This is a genomic window from Dysgonomonas sp. (genome assembly GCF_035323175.1).
Lineage (GTDB): Bacteria > Bacteroidota > Bacteroidia > Bacteroidales > Dysgonomonadaceae > Dysgonomonas.
This window is the reverse complement of the sequence record NZ_DAOKYH010000015.1, coordinates 1-14252: the sequence shown is the minus strand read 5'-3', so window position 1 is coordinate 14252 and position 14252 is coordinate 1. Positions and strand designations below refer to the sequence as shown.

The 14252-nt window shown below is 36.2% G+C and carries 20 protein-coding genes; 7 read left to right on the top strand and 13 right to left on the bottom strand.

Features of this window, described 5'->3' with window-relative positions; genetic code table 11:
* The first annotated feature begins 193 nt into the window (after positions 1 to 193).
* A complete protein-coding gene (locus PKC55_RS14530; RefSeq protein WP_291129954.1) occupies positions 194 to 1528 on the top strand; it encodes a KamA family radical SAM protein in 1335 nt (444 codons plus the stop codon).
* A 76-nt stretch (positions 1529 to 1604) separates the two neighbouring features.
* On the opposite strand, the gene PKC55_RS14525 is transcribed toward PKC55_RS14530, so the two are convergent.
* From PKC55_RS14525 to thiM, 8 genes are all read right to left on the bottom strand, one after another.
* Positions 1605 to 2414: an arsenite methyltransferase gene (locus PKC55_RS14525; RefSeq protein WP_291129957.1), complete on the bottom strand. Its 810-nt coding sequence runs from the start codon at positions 2412 to 2414 to the stop codon at positions 1605 to 1607.
* A 21-nt stretch (positions 2415 to 2435) separates the two neighbouring features.
* Positions 2436 to 3470 (bottom strand): ACR3 family arsenite efflux transporter, encoded by a 1035-nt coding sequence (gene arsB, locus PKC55_RS14520; protein ID WP_135104291.1) that lies wholly within the window; start codon positions 3468 to 3470, stop codon positions 2436 to 2438.
* Positions 3463 to 3888 (bottom strand): arsenate reductase ArsC, encoded by a 426-nt coding sequence (locus tag PKC55_RS14515; protein WP_291129959.1) that lies wholly within the window; start codon positions 3886 to 3888, stop codon positions 3463 to 3465. Before PKC55_RS14515 ends, arsB begins: the two co-directional genes overlap by 8 nt.
* Positions 3889 to 3955: 67 nt before the next feature.
* Positions 3956 to 4282: an ArsR/SmtB family transcription factor gene (locus PKC55_RS14510; RefSeq protein ID WP_291129971.1), complete on the bottom strand. Its 327-nt coding sequence runs from the start codon at positions 4280 to 4282 to the stop codon at positions 3956 to 3958.
* A gap of 129 nt (positions 4283 to 4411) precedes the next feature.
* Positions 4412 to 5224, bottom strand: a complete 813-nt coding sequence (gene thiD / locus PKC55_RS14505; protein ID WP_291129962.1) for a bifunctional hydroxymethylpyrimidine kinase/phosphomethylpyrimidine kinase — start codon at positions 5222 to 5224, stop codon at positions 4412 to 4414.
* 13 nt (positions 5225 to 5237) lie between these two features.
* Positions 5238 to 5888, bottom strand: coding sequence for a thiaminase II (gene tenA, locus PKC55_RS14500; protein WP_291129965.1), 651 nt, complete (start codon positions 5886 to 5888; stop codon positions 5238 to 5240).
* Positions 5875 to 6531: a thiamine phosphate synthase gene (gene thiE, locus PKC55_RS14495; RefSeq protein WP_291129968.1), complete on the bottom strand. Its 657-nt coding sequence runs from the start codon at positions 6529 to 6531 to the stop codon at positions 5875 to 5877. The genes tenA and thiE overlap by 14 nt, the downstream gene beginning before the upstream one ends.
* Positions 6528 to 7322 carry a hydroxyethylthiazole kinase gene (thiM, locus tag PKC55_RS14490; RefSeq protein ID WP_324373535.1) on the bottom strand — a complete coding sequence of 265 codons (795 nt, stop codon included), beginning with the start codon at positions 7320 to 7322 and terminating at the stop codon, positions 6528 to 6530. Before thiM ends, thiE begins: the two co-directional genes overlap by 4 nt.
* Before the next feature lie 385 nt (positions 7323 to 7707).
* Here thiM and PKC55_RS14485 point away from each other — a divergent pair, with 385 nt between their 5' ends.
* The 6 genes from PKC55_RS14485 to PKC55_RS14460 are packed head-to-tail and all read left to right on the top strand — an operon-like array spanning position 7708 to position 9545.
* A complete protein-coding gene (locus PKC55_RS14485; protein WP_135104298.1) occupies positions 7708 to 7911 on the top strand; it encodes a DUF6132 family protein in 204 nt (67 codons plus the stop codon).
* A gap of 13 nt (positions 7912 to 7924) precedes the next feature.
* Positions 7925 to 8227 (top strand): rhodanese-like domain-containing protein, encoded by a 303-nt coding sequence (locus PKC55_RS14480; protein ID WP_283687037.1) that lies wholly within the window; start codon positions 7925 to 7927, stop codon positions 8225 to 8227.
* Between the two features lie 8 nt (positions 8228 to 8235).
* Positions 8236 to 8472, top strand: coding sequence for a hypothetical protein (locus PKC55_RS14475; protein WP_291128500.1), 237 nt, complete (start codon positions 8236 to 8238; stop codon positions 8470 to 8472).
* A gap of 2 nt (positions 8473 to 8474) precedes the next feature.
* The gene (gene trxA, locus PKC55_RS14470; protein WP_291128502.1) at positions 8475 to 8945 is read left to right on the top strand and encodes a thioredoxin; all 471 of its coding nucleotides are present in this window, start codon (positions 8475 to 8477) and stop codon (positions 8943 to 8945) included.
* A 24-nt stretch (positions 8946 to 8969) separates the two neighbouring features.
* A complete protein-coding gene (locus PKC55_RS14465) occupies positions 8970 to 9347 on the top strand; it encodes a MarR family transcriptional regulator (protein ID WP_135104302.1) in 378 nt (125 codons plus the stop codon).
* A 9-nt stretch (positions 9348 to 9356) separates the two neighbouring features.
* Positions 9357 to 9545 carry a heavy-metal-associated domain-containing protein gene (locus tag PKC55_RS14460; protein WP_291128504.1) on the top strand — a complete coding sequence of 63 codons (189 nt, stop codon included), beginning with the start codon at positions 9357 to 9359 and terminating at the stop codon, positions 9543 to 9545.
* A gap of 51 nt (positions 9546 to 9596) precedes the next feature.
* Here the strand turns inward: PKC55_RS14460 and PKC55_RS14455 are convergent, their stop codons facing one another.
* From PKC55_RS14455 to PKC55_RS14435, 5 genes are all read right to left on the bottom strand, one after another.
* Positions 9597 to 10214 (bottom strand): class I SAM-dependent methyltransferase, encoded by a 618-nt coding sequence (locus tag PKC55_RS14455; protein ID WP_324373534.1) that lies wholly within the window; start codon positions 10212 to 10214, stop codon positions 9597 to 9599.
* Between the two features lie 16 nt (positions 10215 to 10230).
* Positions 10231 to 11145: a phospholipase A gene (locus PKC55_RS14450; protein ID WP_291128508.1), complete on the bottom strand. Its 915-nt coding sequence runs from the start codon at positions 11143 to 11145 to the stop codon at positions 10231 to 10233.
* A 67-nt stretch (positions 11146 to 11212) separates the two neighbouring features.
* The gene (locus tag PKC55_RS14445) at positions 11213 to 11401 is read right to left on the bottom strand and encodes a YgaP family membrane protein (RefSeq protein WP_291128510.1); all 189 of its coding nucleotides are present in this window, start codon (positions 11399 to 11401) and stop codon (positions 11213 to 11215) included.
* 2 nt (positions 11402 to 11403) lie between these two features.
* A complete protein-coding gene (locus tag PKC55_RS14440; protein ID WP_291128512.1) occupies positions 11404 to 11715 on the bottom strand; it encodes a hypothetical protein in 312 nt (103 codons plus the stop codon).
* Positions 11716 to 11717: 2 nt separating this feature from the next.
* Positions 11718 to 14195 (bottom strand): efflux RND transporter permease subunit, encoded by a 2478-nt coding sequence (locus PKC55_RS14435; protein WP_324373533.1) that lies wholly within the window; start codon positions 14193 to 14195, stop codon positions 11718 to 11720.
* Positions 14196 to 14252 lie beyond the last annotated feature (57 nt).

The window sequence follows — 14252 nt, the reverse complement described above, 5'->3', positions numbered from 1 at the left end:
GTGGCATATTTTACAAACAGATAAGACAAATTTTTGAGTCTTATCTAATTTAGCTTAATTATAATTTAAGCTTGTCTTTTTGCCTCTTAACTGATTGTAATTATTCAGCTAGCGATATTTATGTCTCTGCAATATATATTAATGGCCTACGCTTAGATTATCAATAAGTGTAGCTTAAAAACTTAACTATAATATGAATAAATCCCGAAATCAACTAAAAACGTTCACATTACACAATTATCAATCTATACCTCAAATAGCCAATATTCCAAAGGAGTTTGTGAAGGATATTGAAGTTGTAGGAAGAGTACTACCATTCAAAACAAATAATTATGTAATAGATGAATTGATAGATTGGGATAATATCGACACTGATCCGATATTTACATTAAATTTTCCAAGAAAAGGAATGCTTGATAAAAAGCATTATGCGATAGTTGAACAGCTACTAGATGACAATGTTGAAAAATCTATTATTGAAGATAAAATACACAAAATCCGCCTTTCTCTGAACCCAAATCCTGCGGGGCAGGAGCACAATGTTCCGTCTTTAGGAGAAGTAAAGTTGAAAGGTATTCAACACAAATACCCCGAAACGGTATTGTTCTTTCCCAGCCAGGGACAAACTTGCCATGCTTATTGTACGTTTTGTTTTAGGTGGCCTCAATTCTCAGGAATGAGCGAATTGAAATTTGCAATGAAAGAAGTTGATCTGTTACTTAAGTATTTGCGAGTTCATAAAGAGGTTACAGATGTTTTGTTTACGGGTGGAGATCCAATGGTAATGAATGCTGCTATTCTCGGTAGTTACATCAAACCATTATTGACATCCGATTTTGATCATATCCGTTCTATCCGTATTGGAACAAAGTCATTAGCCTACTGGCCATATAGATACCTTACTGATTCTGATAGTGATGATGTTATCCGTTTATTTGAAGAAATTAACAAATCTGGGAAGAACTTATCTATTCAGGCACACTTTAACCATCCAAGAGAGCTTTCTACTGATGCTGTTAAACAAGCGATTTTACGAATAAAGAATACCGGTGCACAGATACGGACGCAATCACCTCTACTAAAGCATATCAATGATAAGCCTGAAATATGGGCGCGGATGTGGCGTAATCAAGTTGATTTGGGCTGTATTCCTTATTATATGTTTATAGCACGAGATACAGGGTCAAAGCAATACTTTGAACTTCCACTCGAAAGATGTTGGAATATCTTTCGCCGAGCATATCAGCAAGTGAGTGGTCTATGCCGGACGGTAAGAGGACCGAGTATGAGTGATCATGCCGGGAAGATACAGGTATTAGGTGTACAGGAAATTAAAGGAGAAAAGCTGTTTGTTCTTCGTTTTATTCAGGGACGTAATCCTAAATGGGTACATATTCCGTTTTTTGCTGAATATGATCCTAAAGCAACTTGGTTTAATCAGCTTAAACCGGCATTCGGTGAAGACAAATTCTTCTTTGAAGAAGACCGTCATAAACTTATCGATACAAAACCATTTTTGTTTGAATAATAAATAAAGTTATAGAGAAATACAAATTTGATAGCTTAGGCCACCTTATGATGGCTTAAGCTATTCATGAATTCTATTACTTTACTCCTGTCACAGTAATGGAATAAATACCGACATTTCCTTTTTTATATTTTTCAATTGTCGATTCATCGAGATGTTCCTGTAAAACATCATCAGGAATGATTACCGTTTTTGTCCGTTCAATTTTTATATTAGTAAAATTAGCTTTTTCAATCTCACCTAAATAATCGTCTTTTTGTATGGCACTGGCTATACAGCCTGCATACATAGAAGCATTATCCGTAAACTCTTTTGGAAATAAACCATTCAGCACCACATCGGAAATACAGAAATGGCCTCCATGTTTCAATACCCGATATATTTCTTTAAATATCTTATCCTTTTCAGGTAACAAATTTAAAACACAATTACTTACTACAACATCTATAGAACTATCGGGTAGAGGCATATTTTCTATATCTCCCTCAATAAATTCGACATTGGTATATCTTCGCCTAGTTGCATTCTTTCGCGCTTTTTCTATCATTTGTGGAGAAAAGTCAATGCCGATTACTCTCCCTGTTTCTCCGACTTCTGCTCTGGCTATAAAACAGTCGTTGCCCGCACCTGATCCCAAATCCAAAATGGTATTACCCTCTTTAATACCTGCATACTCAGTAGTTAATCCACAGCCTACACCCAAATCCGCATCGGCTTCATATCCTTTAAGCCCGCTGTAGTCTTCGCTCATGATTGTAAAGACCTTTTTTGAAGGAGTTGCAGGGTTCGTTCCACAACAGCAACCAGATTTTAGAGCATTACTATTCAATGCTAGTTCGCTATACCTTTGTTTTACTAAAGCTTTCTTTTCTTCGTTCGTGTTCATAATGAAAGTATTGTAGTTATTTTATTTGTAATATTTCTTCTTTAACAAAAAAGCAATGTTCACTAAAAGTATGAGTACAGGTACTTCAACCAATGGCCCCACTACCCCAGCAAAGGCTTGCTCGCTATGTAAGCCGAAGACTCCAATAGCAACTGCAATAGCCAATTCAAAATTATTGCCCGTAGCGGTAAATGCTATCGAAGCATTTTTATCGTAAGATGCTCCCATTAATTTTCCTGCAAAGAAGCTGAGGAAGAACATGACTACGAAATAGATTAATAATGGTATGGCTATGCGTACCATATCCAATGGTATTTGTACTATCAGTTCCCCTTTGAGGCTAAACATTAATACAATGGTAAATAGTAAGGCGATCAAAGTAATGGGTGAGATTGTCGGGATAAACTTTTCTTTATACCATTGTTCCCCTTTAGTTTTTACTAATATCAGACGGCTTAGAATGCCCATCAGAAAAGGAATACCCAAGTAGATAGCTACCGTTTCGGCAATTGTTTCTATGGATATATCAACAATTACACCTTCGAAGCCAAATAACTGTGGTAGCTTTGTTACAAATAACCAAGCATAAAAACTATAAAAGAATACCTGAAAGATACTGTTTAATGCAACCAATCCTGCACCATATTCGGTATTCCCTTCTGCCAGGTCGTTCCATACAAGTACCATCGCTATACACCGTGCAAGACCTATCAGAATAACCCCAACCATGTATTCGGGATAATCGTGCAAAAAGAAAATGGCCAGTAAGAACATTAAGACAGGCCCGATAATCCAATTTAGGATTAAGGAAATAGATAATATTTTAATATTGGAAAATACTTTCGGTAGTTGTTTATAATCCACTTTTGCCAATGGCGGGTACATCATCAGAATAAGACCGATTGCCAAAGGAATGTTTGTTGTACCGCTCGACATAGAATCTATGTAGCTGCTGAAGGTGGGTATAAGATACCCCAATCCTATACCGATAGCTATCGCAAGGAAAATCCAAAGCGTTAAGTTTTTATCTAAGAAATTCATCTTCCTTTTACTCATGACCTTTTATTTTATCAATATATAATTCGTAAAATATTTTTTTGATTTCATCCCTTACCCTGATATACTCGGATTGAATAAATTCAAGTGTTCCCGTAGCTTCGGACGGATCATCAAAACCAATATGTAAGCGGTTCTTTACTTTTCCTAAGAATGTTGGGCAGCTTTCTTTTGCACCTCCGCAAACAGTAATCACATAATCCCACTCATCATTCATGTATTTGTCTACACTATCGGATGTATGGTGCGAAATATCTATTCCTGCGTCATACATGATTTCTATAGCCTTAGGGTTTACTTTTCCGCTAGCTTTTGTCCCTGCCGAGTAGACAGCAAGAGACGGATCAAATGATCGTAAAAAGCCATGTGCCATTTGACTGCGACAACTGTTGCCTGTGCAAAGTATGAGTATCTTCATATTTTATATTTATTGGAAGTTAATCCGTTTGTTATTCGTAAAAATACGAATATAGCAGATAAATTTTTTACTTAGCATTACAATTATCTTCATTGCGAATCTCTATGAAAAATGTTGAAAATAAGCCTTTGGCTTTCTTCCAATTCTCCTTGTTGATGCAATATTTTACAGTAGGTAATGTGATTGTTCCTTGAATTAACCCTACATCTTTTAGTTCGTTTAAATGCTGTGATAGCGTACTTTTGGCAATTGGTAATACCTCGGACATATCGCCATGATAGCAGCATGATTGATTGGCAAGCATTTCAAGGATAGCAATGCGAATAGGGTGTCCCAATGCTTTCGCAAAGCGTGCAAGTTGTTCCTGATCGGCTGTTAATTCTTTTTTTGGCATTGAATTAATATTTTTCATGTTCGCAAATATACGAATGATATTTTAATTCGTATATCTACGAACAATTCTTTTATGCCGATATCAATTTAATTCAGTAATTTTTTAATTTTTGAGTTTTAGAACCCTAAGTCATTGCCAAAAATTGAAAAAATGATGTACCGGGCCATGTCCTTTCCCTATTTTGTATTCTTCGCCGGCTAGTATAGCTTTATTTATATATTCCTTCGCTTTTATTATAGCATCGTTGAGCGAGATACCATGAGCTAGATAAGCCGCTATGGCAGACGAGAAAGTACAGCCTGTACCATGTGTGTTTTGTGTTTTAATTCGCTTAGAACTCAGATGTATAATTTCATCTGTTTCAGCGTTATAAAAAACGTCTACTAACTCATCATTTGTCAAATGTCCGGCTTTTAGAAGTACAGAAACAGATCTGTCAAAAGATAAATCTTTGATAACTAAAGGTAAATCCTCTTGTGTTTGGATTTTTTTTCCTAATATTATCTCCGCTTCGGGTATATTGGGTGTTATTACCCGCACAAAAGGAATAAGCTCATTCTTTAATGTTTGGATGGCCTCATCTTGAAGCAATTTATCGCCTGATGTAGCTACCATAACAGGATCTAATACAATGTTCTTTATATTGTAATACGATAATGTTTCTTTTACAGTACGTATAAGTTCAGAGGAATGTAGCATCCCTATTTTTATAGCATCCGCACCAATATCGTCTAATACAGATTTGATTTGCCCTGCTACAAAGGTAACCGGAATAGGGTGTACACCTGTTACACCAATCGTATTTTCGTCTACTACCGCCACTATTGCTGTTGCTCCATAACATCCGCAAGCAGAAAAAGTTTTGAGGTCTGCCTGAATGCCGGCTCCTCCACTAGGGTCGCTTCCTGCTATAGATAACACTCGCTTATATTGTCTTTTCATTTTCCTTTGCTGTTTAAATTATCCACTTTTCTTGTTTATATGCACTATCCCAAAACATCCATTCCAGTTTGGAGCACATCACAAATGCCTCGGTCATAGCTTGTCTTTGTGATTCGGTACATTGTGCAGCAACCTCATCGCAAATAGAAATAGCTCTCGATACAGATTCTTCGAAACCATCTCCGCCATAAGTGTTTATCCAACTCTGATATGGATTATATCCTTCAGTTTGATTTTTTAATATGTAATCTCCCACTTTCTTATAAATCCAAAAACAAGGTAAAACAGCAGCTAATGCCACTTCAATAGGAGCATGGGCTAATTGTTTATTTAGGAATGATGTATATAGCAAACAGGTAGGAGATGCTTCACTCTTTTCATCTTTTATTTCTTGCAGAAAAGATTCATGCAATGCATTTTCTACATTTATACTGTCGCTGGCAAAGTTGACAAACGCAGTAGTATGTTCTGTTTTGTCCAGTTTTGAGGCTATGCCTATCAATATCTTCCCGTATTCAGCGAGGTATAAGGCATCTTGTCTGATGTAGAATATAAATCGTTCTTTTGTTAACTTTCCGTTTATTAATTCTTTTATAAATGGTAACTCCAGTATCTTATCATAAACAGGTTTTGCGGAAACCCATGCTTCTTCACTCCACTTCATTTGATTCTTTATTTTTTGATTTAATTATAATTTCTAATAATTCCGATGCTGCTAGTCGAGGATTGTTAGCAGACATAATAGCCGATACGACGGAAATCCCATCTGCTCCGGCACGAATAATATCTTGTGTATTTGATTTATTAATTCCTCCTATACCCACACTCCGATGTTTCGATATTTGAGTTATATCACGTACTCCACTTAAGCCTAAAGCTTGTGCGGTATCGGTCTTGGTTAAAGTTCCGAAAACAGGGGATATGCCAATGTAATCTATGTCCAACTTGTTGGCTTCAATAGCATCTTGTATATTCTCTACCGATAGACCAATAATTTTATTTTTGCCTAATATTTTACGTGCTATATGATAGGGAATATCTTCTTGACCGATATGCAGTCCTTCTGCATCGCAAGCTAGTGCAATATCCAATCTGTCGTTGATTATTAGAGGTACATTATACGGTTTTAAACATTTTTTTAATTTCAAGGCTTGGTCATAAAATTCTTTCGAAGAACATGTTTTTTCTCTCAATTGAACCATCGTTACACCTCCTTTTACAGCTTCTTCCACAACAAGTTCTAATGGTCTGTCGAGGGATAATGAACGGTCGGTAACCAAATATAGGGTTAGATCAAAGTCTTTCATAGCCTAATGTTTTTTCTTATCACTTCTTCATTGATATTGAATAATGTATCGAGAAAGTTTACTTGTAAGCTTCCATTCCCTTGCGAGTGTGCAGCGGCAACTTCGCCACATATTCCCATCACCGACATCCCATGTGTAGCAGCTTCGAGCAGATTTTTATTTACAGCTGCAAAGGTTGCAACTATAGCTGTAGCTGTGCATCCCATCCCGGTGACTTTAGCCATCATCGGATTACCGTTTTTTACAGTTTCAACATTTATGCCATCGGTTATATAATCAGTTTCGCCGCTGATTACAACTATTGATTTTGTGTTGCAAGCCAATGTTTTAGCTGAATCTAATGCAGAGTCAGAAGCATTTGTGCTATCTACGCCTTTGGTCTGGGCCTGAGTATCTGACAAGGCTATTAATTCCGAAGCATTACCACGTATAATCGACGGTTTGCATTCTTCTATCAATTGTTTACATACTTTCGAGCGGTATGACGTAGCTCCTGCTCCAACCGGATCGAAGACAATCGGTGTAGATTTATTTAACGCTGTCTTCCCGGCTATAAGCATAGCCTCTACCCACAGAGCCTCTAATGTACCGATATTGATAACCAGTGATGAGGCTATATTTGTCATCTCTGCCACTTCGTCCACAGAATGTGCCATTACAGGAGATGCACCTATAGCCAGTAAGGCATTGGCTGTATTGTTCATTACTACATAATTAGTTATGTTATGTATAAGCGGTGATTGTTTTCGGATCAGATCCAGATCTCGTATAAGAGATTCGATATTTATCATAATTATTTATTTTATGTATAGATATTTTGTTTTTTACAATAAAAAAGCCGCTTCATATCTATGAAACGGCTTGATTAATACTCTATATATAGTATTATTAATATCTTTTATTCATTCCGTTTCCCTACGACGCCAATTACAGCATATCAGGTTCAAGGGTTTAATCTCAGCTCTTATAAAAAGAACACCCCTAACAGAGATAAAACAAATTTACATATAAATATTGACAATAAAGGATATTCTTGCGACTCATTATGAACTAATCTTTATTTATTTGTTATTTAATGTTATTTATTAAATATATACGAATTATTTCTTTTAGAATTATTTTCTATTGGAAATTATTTGCTATCTTTGTAGCATCATAATATAAGAATAACTAAATATGCAAATTATAAAAAACAATTGGACATACCTTTTAGGTGCTCTCATCGGAGCAATAGGCGGATATATGTACTGGAGGTATATCGGCTGTAGTACCGGTACTTGTCCCATAACTTCATCACCTACTATCAGTACTCTATACGGAGTATTATTGGGTGGTTTATTCGGTGGAATATTTAAAAAGAATAAAGTAAAGAAACAGTAATAAAATAAATAATATGGCAGGATTTCTTAGCAGATTTTTCGGACTAGAGGATAAGGCTGACTTTAAGGCACTCTTAGAGGATGGTGCTATCCTTTTAGATGTTCGGACAAAAGAAGAATATAAACAAGGGGCGGCAATCAATTCAATCAATATTTCGTTAGATAGTTTAAGCAGTAATTTATCTAAACTGAAAAAAGATAAACCGATTATTGCTGTATGTGCGAGTGGCATGCGTAGCCGCAGTGCAGTGACACTTCTAAGAAATAAAGGTTTTCAGGAAGTATATAATGGTGGAAGTTGGTTTAATTTTAAATAAATAACAAAATGAATCGCATATTGAAGAATTGGGGTTTTGCACGGATCGTTCGTTTGATATTGGGAATACTTATGGCTATCTATTCAATGATTTCGCAAAATTATATATTTCTGGTTTTTGGAGGATGGCTACTTTTTCAGGCAATTATGAATATTTCCTGTTGTGGTTCCGGAGAATGCTATACAGATACTAAGTACAAAGAAAATATTTATGGAGATCAGATAAAAAAATATAAACCGGATTAAAAATGAAATATACAGTATTATTCTCACTCGTGGCATTATTGCTTATTTCTTGTAATAACAAGGCAAAAACAAAAAATCAAATAGAAGAAACAATTAAAAAAGAAAATAAAATGACAACAATACATTTAACAAAAGCTGAATTCTTAACAAAAGTTGCTAATTTTGAAACAAATCCTACTGAGTGGAAATATTTGGGGGATAAGCCGGCATTGATCGATTTCTATGCTGACTGGTGTGGCCCTTGTAAGGCTATAGCTCCGGTGTTGGAAGAATTGGCTGCAGAATATGGAGATCGTATATATATTTATAAGATAAATACGGAAACAGAGCCAGAACTTGCAGCTCTCTTCGGAATAAGAAGTATACCATCTTTACTGTTTGTTCCGATGAATGCACAACCTCAGATGGCTGCAGGAGCATTACCCAAGCAGCAATTAAAGGAAGCTATTGATAATCTTTTATTAAAAGAATAACAGTAAATATAAACTTAGACTAAAATGGCAGACAATATAAATAATTCGCAAGTAAAAACATTATGTCAGATCAGAGATGTGTATCGGGCGATTTATGACTTTGAACTAAATTTTCAACAATTATATGATCTTGGACTGAATGAAGGGATGCTGCTATGTTCGCTAAATACTCAAAAATATTCATCAAATGAATTGGCGAGCGTATTGGGGCTGAGTAATTCGAATACATCAAAAGTGATAAAGTCGGTCGAAAAGAAAGGTCTGATCCGCCGTATTGTAGGTAAGGAAGACAAGCGTCAGATGTATTTTGCCTTGACTGATTTGGGCAAGAAAAAGCTTGAATCGATAAAATGTGCTGAATTTGATATCCCCGAAACGCTAAAACCTGTAGTCAATTTATAATCGTAGGCTATGAAGACAATTATAAATGTAGAAAATATACAGTGTAGTAGCTGTGTGCAGTCTATAGGCAAAGAAATCGGTATTGTTCCCGGAGTATATGGTGTGAATGTCGATATTGCTAACAAAGCTATTGTTATCGATCACACAGAAGAAATCACAGAAAAAGAACTTCAGGAAAAATTTGAAAATATATATTGATCTATAAAGTAAACAGAGGCAACGGTGAATAATAACTGTTGCTTCTGTCTTTTATATCTTTTGCCCGATAAAGCGTATTACAGAGGCTTTTCCATTATGTCCTATACCTTCTGCCAATTCTATTTCGATCTCTTCCAATAAATCGATTTTTAAAGATTCAAAAATAGATAAAATCTCTTCCTTCGAATACATCATTTCCACTTGAGGAGGACCTCCCGCCAATGGATTTTGTTGCTGGTATTTTACATGCTCTTTGCTAAATCCTTCGATAATAATATGCCCTCCAATTTTCAAAAAAGGTAATAATGATCTGTGATATTTTGCTTTTAACTGTTCCGGTAGGTGAACATAGGTAAGAGCGATTACATCATAAGAGTCTACAATATAATTTTCAGAGATCTCTTCGAAATCAATCACTTTGAATGAAATATCCACACTATTCTTTTGAGCCAAACGCAAGGCTTTTTCTTTAGCTTGCTGGCTTTGGTCGAAAGCATCTACATTCCAACCCCTTGTCGCTGCATATACACCATTTCGTCCCTCTCCATCAGCCGGAAGAAGAATTTTTCCTATTGGAAGCGTATCGATGATTTGCTTGAAAAATAGATTCGGAGCTTCTCCATAGCGGTATTCTTTCATATTATAACTTTCGTCCCATTTATTATTCATAGTCATTCATTTTTTGTTAATATGCACTGAAGAAATCCGGTTTTATCGTAAATCCTATTCTTACCTGATTTGTATATTTCTTGTAATTCAGCAACCCTTCTCCATAACCGGCATAATAATCCAAAGTTAAGTATTGATTTGAATTTTTAGATACTCTAAATGATAAAGATGTATGTAAATTAGGGTTTATAATTTTATCTCGAGGGATTATATTAAGGCTAAACCACCATAAATTTTCCTTATCAATATAATTGACCGAAAAAATTCCATATCCTTTGTAGCGCAACAAATCTTTATTATTACCACCATCTACATAGGGTAGATATATTTGAGCTTTAGCCGATAATCGCATATTGTAAAAGTATTTAGCTGACAGATTTATATAGTTCCAACTACGGGAATCTTCTTCTGCTTTACCATTCGATTCGTGTTCCAAAGAAATCATCATTGCCCCTTTCAGTTTGTTGTCTTTTATCACATACCTACCTATGCCTATTCCCGGATTATAATTTGTATCGCTGAAAGGACTTGATTCATCGTAAATATCCCAAAATGATTTCTGAGAATAAGTAATGTATAAGAATGAGTTGAAAGGGAGTACACTTCTGGTAACTCTATGACGAATGCTAAATTGAAAAAATGCATCCGCTGTTTTGCGGGTTACAGATTTATTTAAAGGGATTCCGGTTACCATATAATTATCCTTATATACCGCAAAAGGAGCCTGCTTGTCGAGTACTGACCTTACAAGGTCTTCCGAAACTTCAATCGGTTTATGTTTCAATACATTTATTGACTGCATCTCATTCAGATAGTTATTCCGAAGTGAAATACTATCTACCTGTAAGATCGTATTTTCTTGTGAGTAGACCCTAGGGGTGTGTATAATGAGGATAAACAATACGATTATTGTATAAAATATTGTTTTCATATCTAAAAAAGAGAGCAAAAGACGATTTCAGTGTTCGGTTTTGCTCTCTCTAGTTTAATTAATCAATTTACCGTTTAACATTCAGTTTATCGAGCAGGATTTCTAACGGACAAAATTTAGTGAACGAAGACTGTATAAGATTCACACCAACAAATGCAGCTAAGAACAGCCATCCGATAGAAACAAAATAAGCTAGAGAAATGCCTGTTAGTACCATTGTACCCGCTACTATTCGTATAATATATTCACGTTTCATAATCAAATCAGTTTAGAAAAATTCTCTACATCAAGGATAAATGCATGTACAGGAAAAGGATTTTTTGTCTCAATATTACAACTATCAATTTCTACGATAGCCTTGTCTGCTATTTCTTTTGTTACAAAGCTGAAAAGCATTATCGAATTAGTTTTTGCATTACTTCCATTCGCTGCAAACCAGCCCAAGTTTTCTTCCTTCTTTTTATATCCGGTGATATTTGTTACACTAAACCGTTTTACTCCGGCCTCATGGAGCAGACTTCCTACCTGCTCCTGATATTCCTTTATACTTAATACAACTAATAGCTTCATAATCATTTTACTTTCTTTTTCAACATTTTGAAATACAATAACGGCACAACAATCAGTGTCAACACAGTAGAGGTTATTGTTCCACCCATCAAAGAAATTGCCAGACCTTGAAAAATAGGATCGAATAGAATGACGATTGCCCCCAAAACTACGCCTCCTGCAGTCAGTATGATAGGTGTAGTGCGTACAGCTCCGGCTTCAATTACAGCTTGTTTTAATGGAATACCATCTTTGAGCCGTATGTCGATAAAGTCGATAAGCAATACAGAGTTGCGTACCATAATCCCCGCGAGGGCAATAAATCCAATCATAGACGGAGCACTAAAGTAAGCTCCCATAATCCAGTGGCCGAAAATAATACCAATCAATGATAGAGGTATAGCAGCCAGCTGTACTAACGGCGTTATAAAGTTTTGGAACCATGCGACAATGAGTACATAAATAATAATTAATACAAATAAGAATGCTAATCCTAAATCACGGAACACCTCGTATGTTATTTGCCATTCTCCATCCCACTTTAAGGAAAAGTTGTCTTCATATTTTGGTTGCTTACTATATTCTTCAGATAAAGTGTATCCTTCAGGGAGTTTTACCTGAGATAACTTATCCGACACTTCCGTAATAGGATATATAGGGCTTTCTAAACTTCCTGCAACTTCGGTTAATATGTAAACTACACGTTTTTGATCTTTGCGGTGAATGCTCTTTTCCTTTTCTCCTTTAGTGACTTTCACTAAATCGCTAACGGGAATTGCCATACCTTGTTGATTCACAACTTTCATACTTAGTACATCTTCTATACTTGATTTCTCTTTTTCTGATAGTTGAAGTACAATACCTACCTGATTGACAGACGAAGGTTGATGCAATATACCTACAGGCATACCCGATAGAGCCGCTCTCATATTCTGAACAACTTGTGCATTCGGAATTCCCAATTTCATCGCTTTGTCTTTATCCACCTCAAACTTATATTCAGTCTGAGCATCTTCTACCGACCAATCCACATCAACAACATTATCTGTCGCAGTCAGTATATCTTTCACTTGTTTGGCTACAGCTATTTGTTGATCATAGTCTGGACCATATATTTCGGCTGCAATTGTAGACATTACAGGAGGACCGGGAGGTACCTCTACTATTTTTACATTGGCATTGTATTTTTTGCCGATAGCTTGCAAATCGGCACGCACCGATGTCGCTATATCATGACTCTGTTCGCTACGTTCTCCTTTGTCAACAAGATTAACCTGTATATCAGCTACATTGTCACCCATGCGCATGTCATAGTGGCGAACCAATCCATTGAAGCTTATAGGAGCAGAAGTTCCCACATAAGTTTGATAATTGGTTACTTTATCATTTCGGCTGATATACACAGCTAATTCTTTAGCTACGGCGGCAGTACGTTCCAAAGTCGTTCCCTCCGGCATATCTATTACCACTTGAAATTCATTCTTATTGTCGAAAGGCAACATTTTTACCGGAACAGATTTTGTATAAAACAACACAAACGATCCCAGTAAAACGACAGTTAAGCCAATCATAAATGTCCAGCGGCGTTTTCTGCTTTCCAAAAACGGTGTTACTATTTTAGCATATAATTTGTATATTTTCGTTTCGTGCAAATCTGTTTCTTTTTCTTCACTTTCGTGTTCTTCTCCTTTTTTATCTTTATGTCTTAAGAATAAATAGCCGAAATATGGAGTCAATGTCAGAGCTACCAGTAAAGAGAAAATCATGGCTATGGATGCACCTATAGGCATCGGACTCATATATGGCCCCATCATTCCCGATACGAATGCCATGGGCAGTACGGCAGCGATAACAGTCAGCGTTGCCAAGATAGTCGGATTCCCTACCTCATTGATAGCATATAGCGCAGCTTGTAACGGTGGTAGTTTTTTCATCTTGAAGTGACGGTGCATATTTTCCGCAATCACAATGGAGTCATCCACAACAATACCTGTAACAAACACCAAAGCAAACAGTGTAATACGATTGAGTGTATATCCCAAGAAGTAATAAGCAAAAAGAGTGAGGGCAAATGTTACAGGCACGGAAAGAAATACCACCAAACCGCCACGCCATCCCATAGCTATCATTACAAACAGGGTTACAACTATAATTGCAATAGATAAGTGGAACAGTAATTCGGATACTTTATGCGACGCAGTTTCTCCATAATTACGAGAGACTTCCACATTCAGATCCTTCGTGATGACATCTTTTTTCAGGTGATCCACTTTATCAATAACTACTTCTGCCAGCTTCATTGCATCAGCACCTTTTTTCTTAGCAATAGAAATAGTTACAGCCGAATAGTCGTCGGGCATGCCAGCTTTTTTATCGCCTGACGCAGCTCCATATCCAAACGAAACATATTGTTTGGGTACTTCAGGTCCGTCTTCTACTTCTGCTATTTGATACAGGTAAACCGGCTGATTATCATTTGTTCCTATAATCAGATTCTTCACTTAGATAAGAGAATGATAATTTTTTAAGGTCATTCTGAAAGTCTGAAAAAATAGGAT

Coding starts and splice junctions, on each gene's coding strand:
- arsB (WP_135104291.1), bottom strand. CDS start 3,470: ATGAGTAAAAGGAAGATGAATTTCTTAGATAAAAACTTAACGCTTTGG.
- PKC55_RS14475 (WP_291128500.1), top strand. CDS start 8,236: ATGAATCGCATATTGAAGAATTGGGGTTTTGCACGGATCGTTCGTTTG.
- PKC55_RS14445 (WP_291128510.1), bottom strand. CDS start 11,401: ATGAAACGTGAATATATTATACGAATAGTAGCGGGTACAATGGTACTA.
- PKC55_RS14455 (WP_324373534.1), bottom strand. CDS start 10,214: ATGAATAATAAATGGGACGAAAGTTATAATATGAAAGAATACCGCTAT.
- PKC55_RS14460 (WP_291128504.1), top strand. CDS start 9,357: ATGAAGACAATTATAAATGTAGAAAATATACAGTGTAGTAGCTGTGTG.
- PKC55_RS14440 (WP_291128512.1), bottom strand. CDS start 11,715: ATGAAGCTATTAGTTGTATTAAGTATAAAGGAATATCAGGAGCAGGTA.
- PKC55_RS14480 (WP_283687037.1), top strand. CDS start 7,925: ATGGCAGGATTTCTTAGCAGATTTTTCGGACTAGAGGATAAGGCTGAC.
- tenA (WP_291129965.1), bottom strand. CDS start 5,888: ATGAAGTGGAGTGAAGAAGCATGGGTTTCCGCAAAACCTGTTTATGAT.
- PKC55_RS14515 (WP_291129959.1), bottom strand. CDS start 3,888: ATGAAGATACTCATACTTTGCACAGGCAACAGTTGTCGCAGTCAAATG.
- thiE (WP_291129968.1), bottom strand. CDS start 6,531: ATGAAAGACTTTGATCTAACCCTATATTTGGTTACCGACCGTTCATTA.
- trxA (WP_291128502.1), top strand. CDS start 8,475: ATGAAATATACAGTATTATTCTCACTCGTGGCATTATTGCTTATTTCT.
- PKC55_RS14525 (WP_291129957.1), bottom strand. CDS start 2,414: ATGAACACGAACGAAGAAAAGAAAGCTTTAGTAAAACAAAGGTATAGC.
- PKC55_RS14450 (WP_291128508.1), bottom strand. CDS start 11,145: ATGAAAACAATATTTTATACAATAATCGTATTGTTTATCCTCATTATA.
- PKC55_RS14510 (WP_291129971.1), bottom strand. CDS start 4,282: ATGCCAAAAAAAGAATTAACAGCCGATCAGGAACAACTTGCACGCTTT.
- thiM (WP_324373535.1), bottom strand. CDS start 7,322: ATGATAAATATCGAATCTCTTATACGAGATCTGGATCTGATCCGAAAA.
- PKC55_RS14465 (WP_135104302.1), top strand. CDS start 8,970: ATGGCAGACAATATAAATAATTCGCAAGTAAAAACATTATGTCAGATC.
- PKC55_RS14485 (WP_135104298.1), top strand. CDS start 7,708: ATGCAAATTATAAAAAACAATTGGACATACCTTTTAGGTGCTCTCATC.
- thiD (WP_291129962.1), bottom strand. CDS start 5,224: ATGAAAAGACAATATAAGCGAGTGTTATCTATAGCAGGAAGCGACCCT.
- PKC55_RS14530 (WP_291129954.1), top strand. CDS start 194: ATGAATAAATCCCGAAATCAACTAAAAACGTTCACATTACACAATTAT.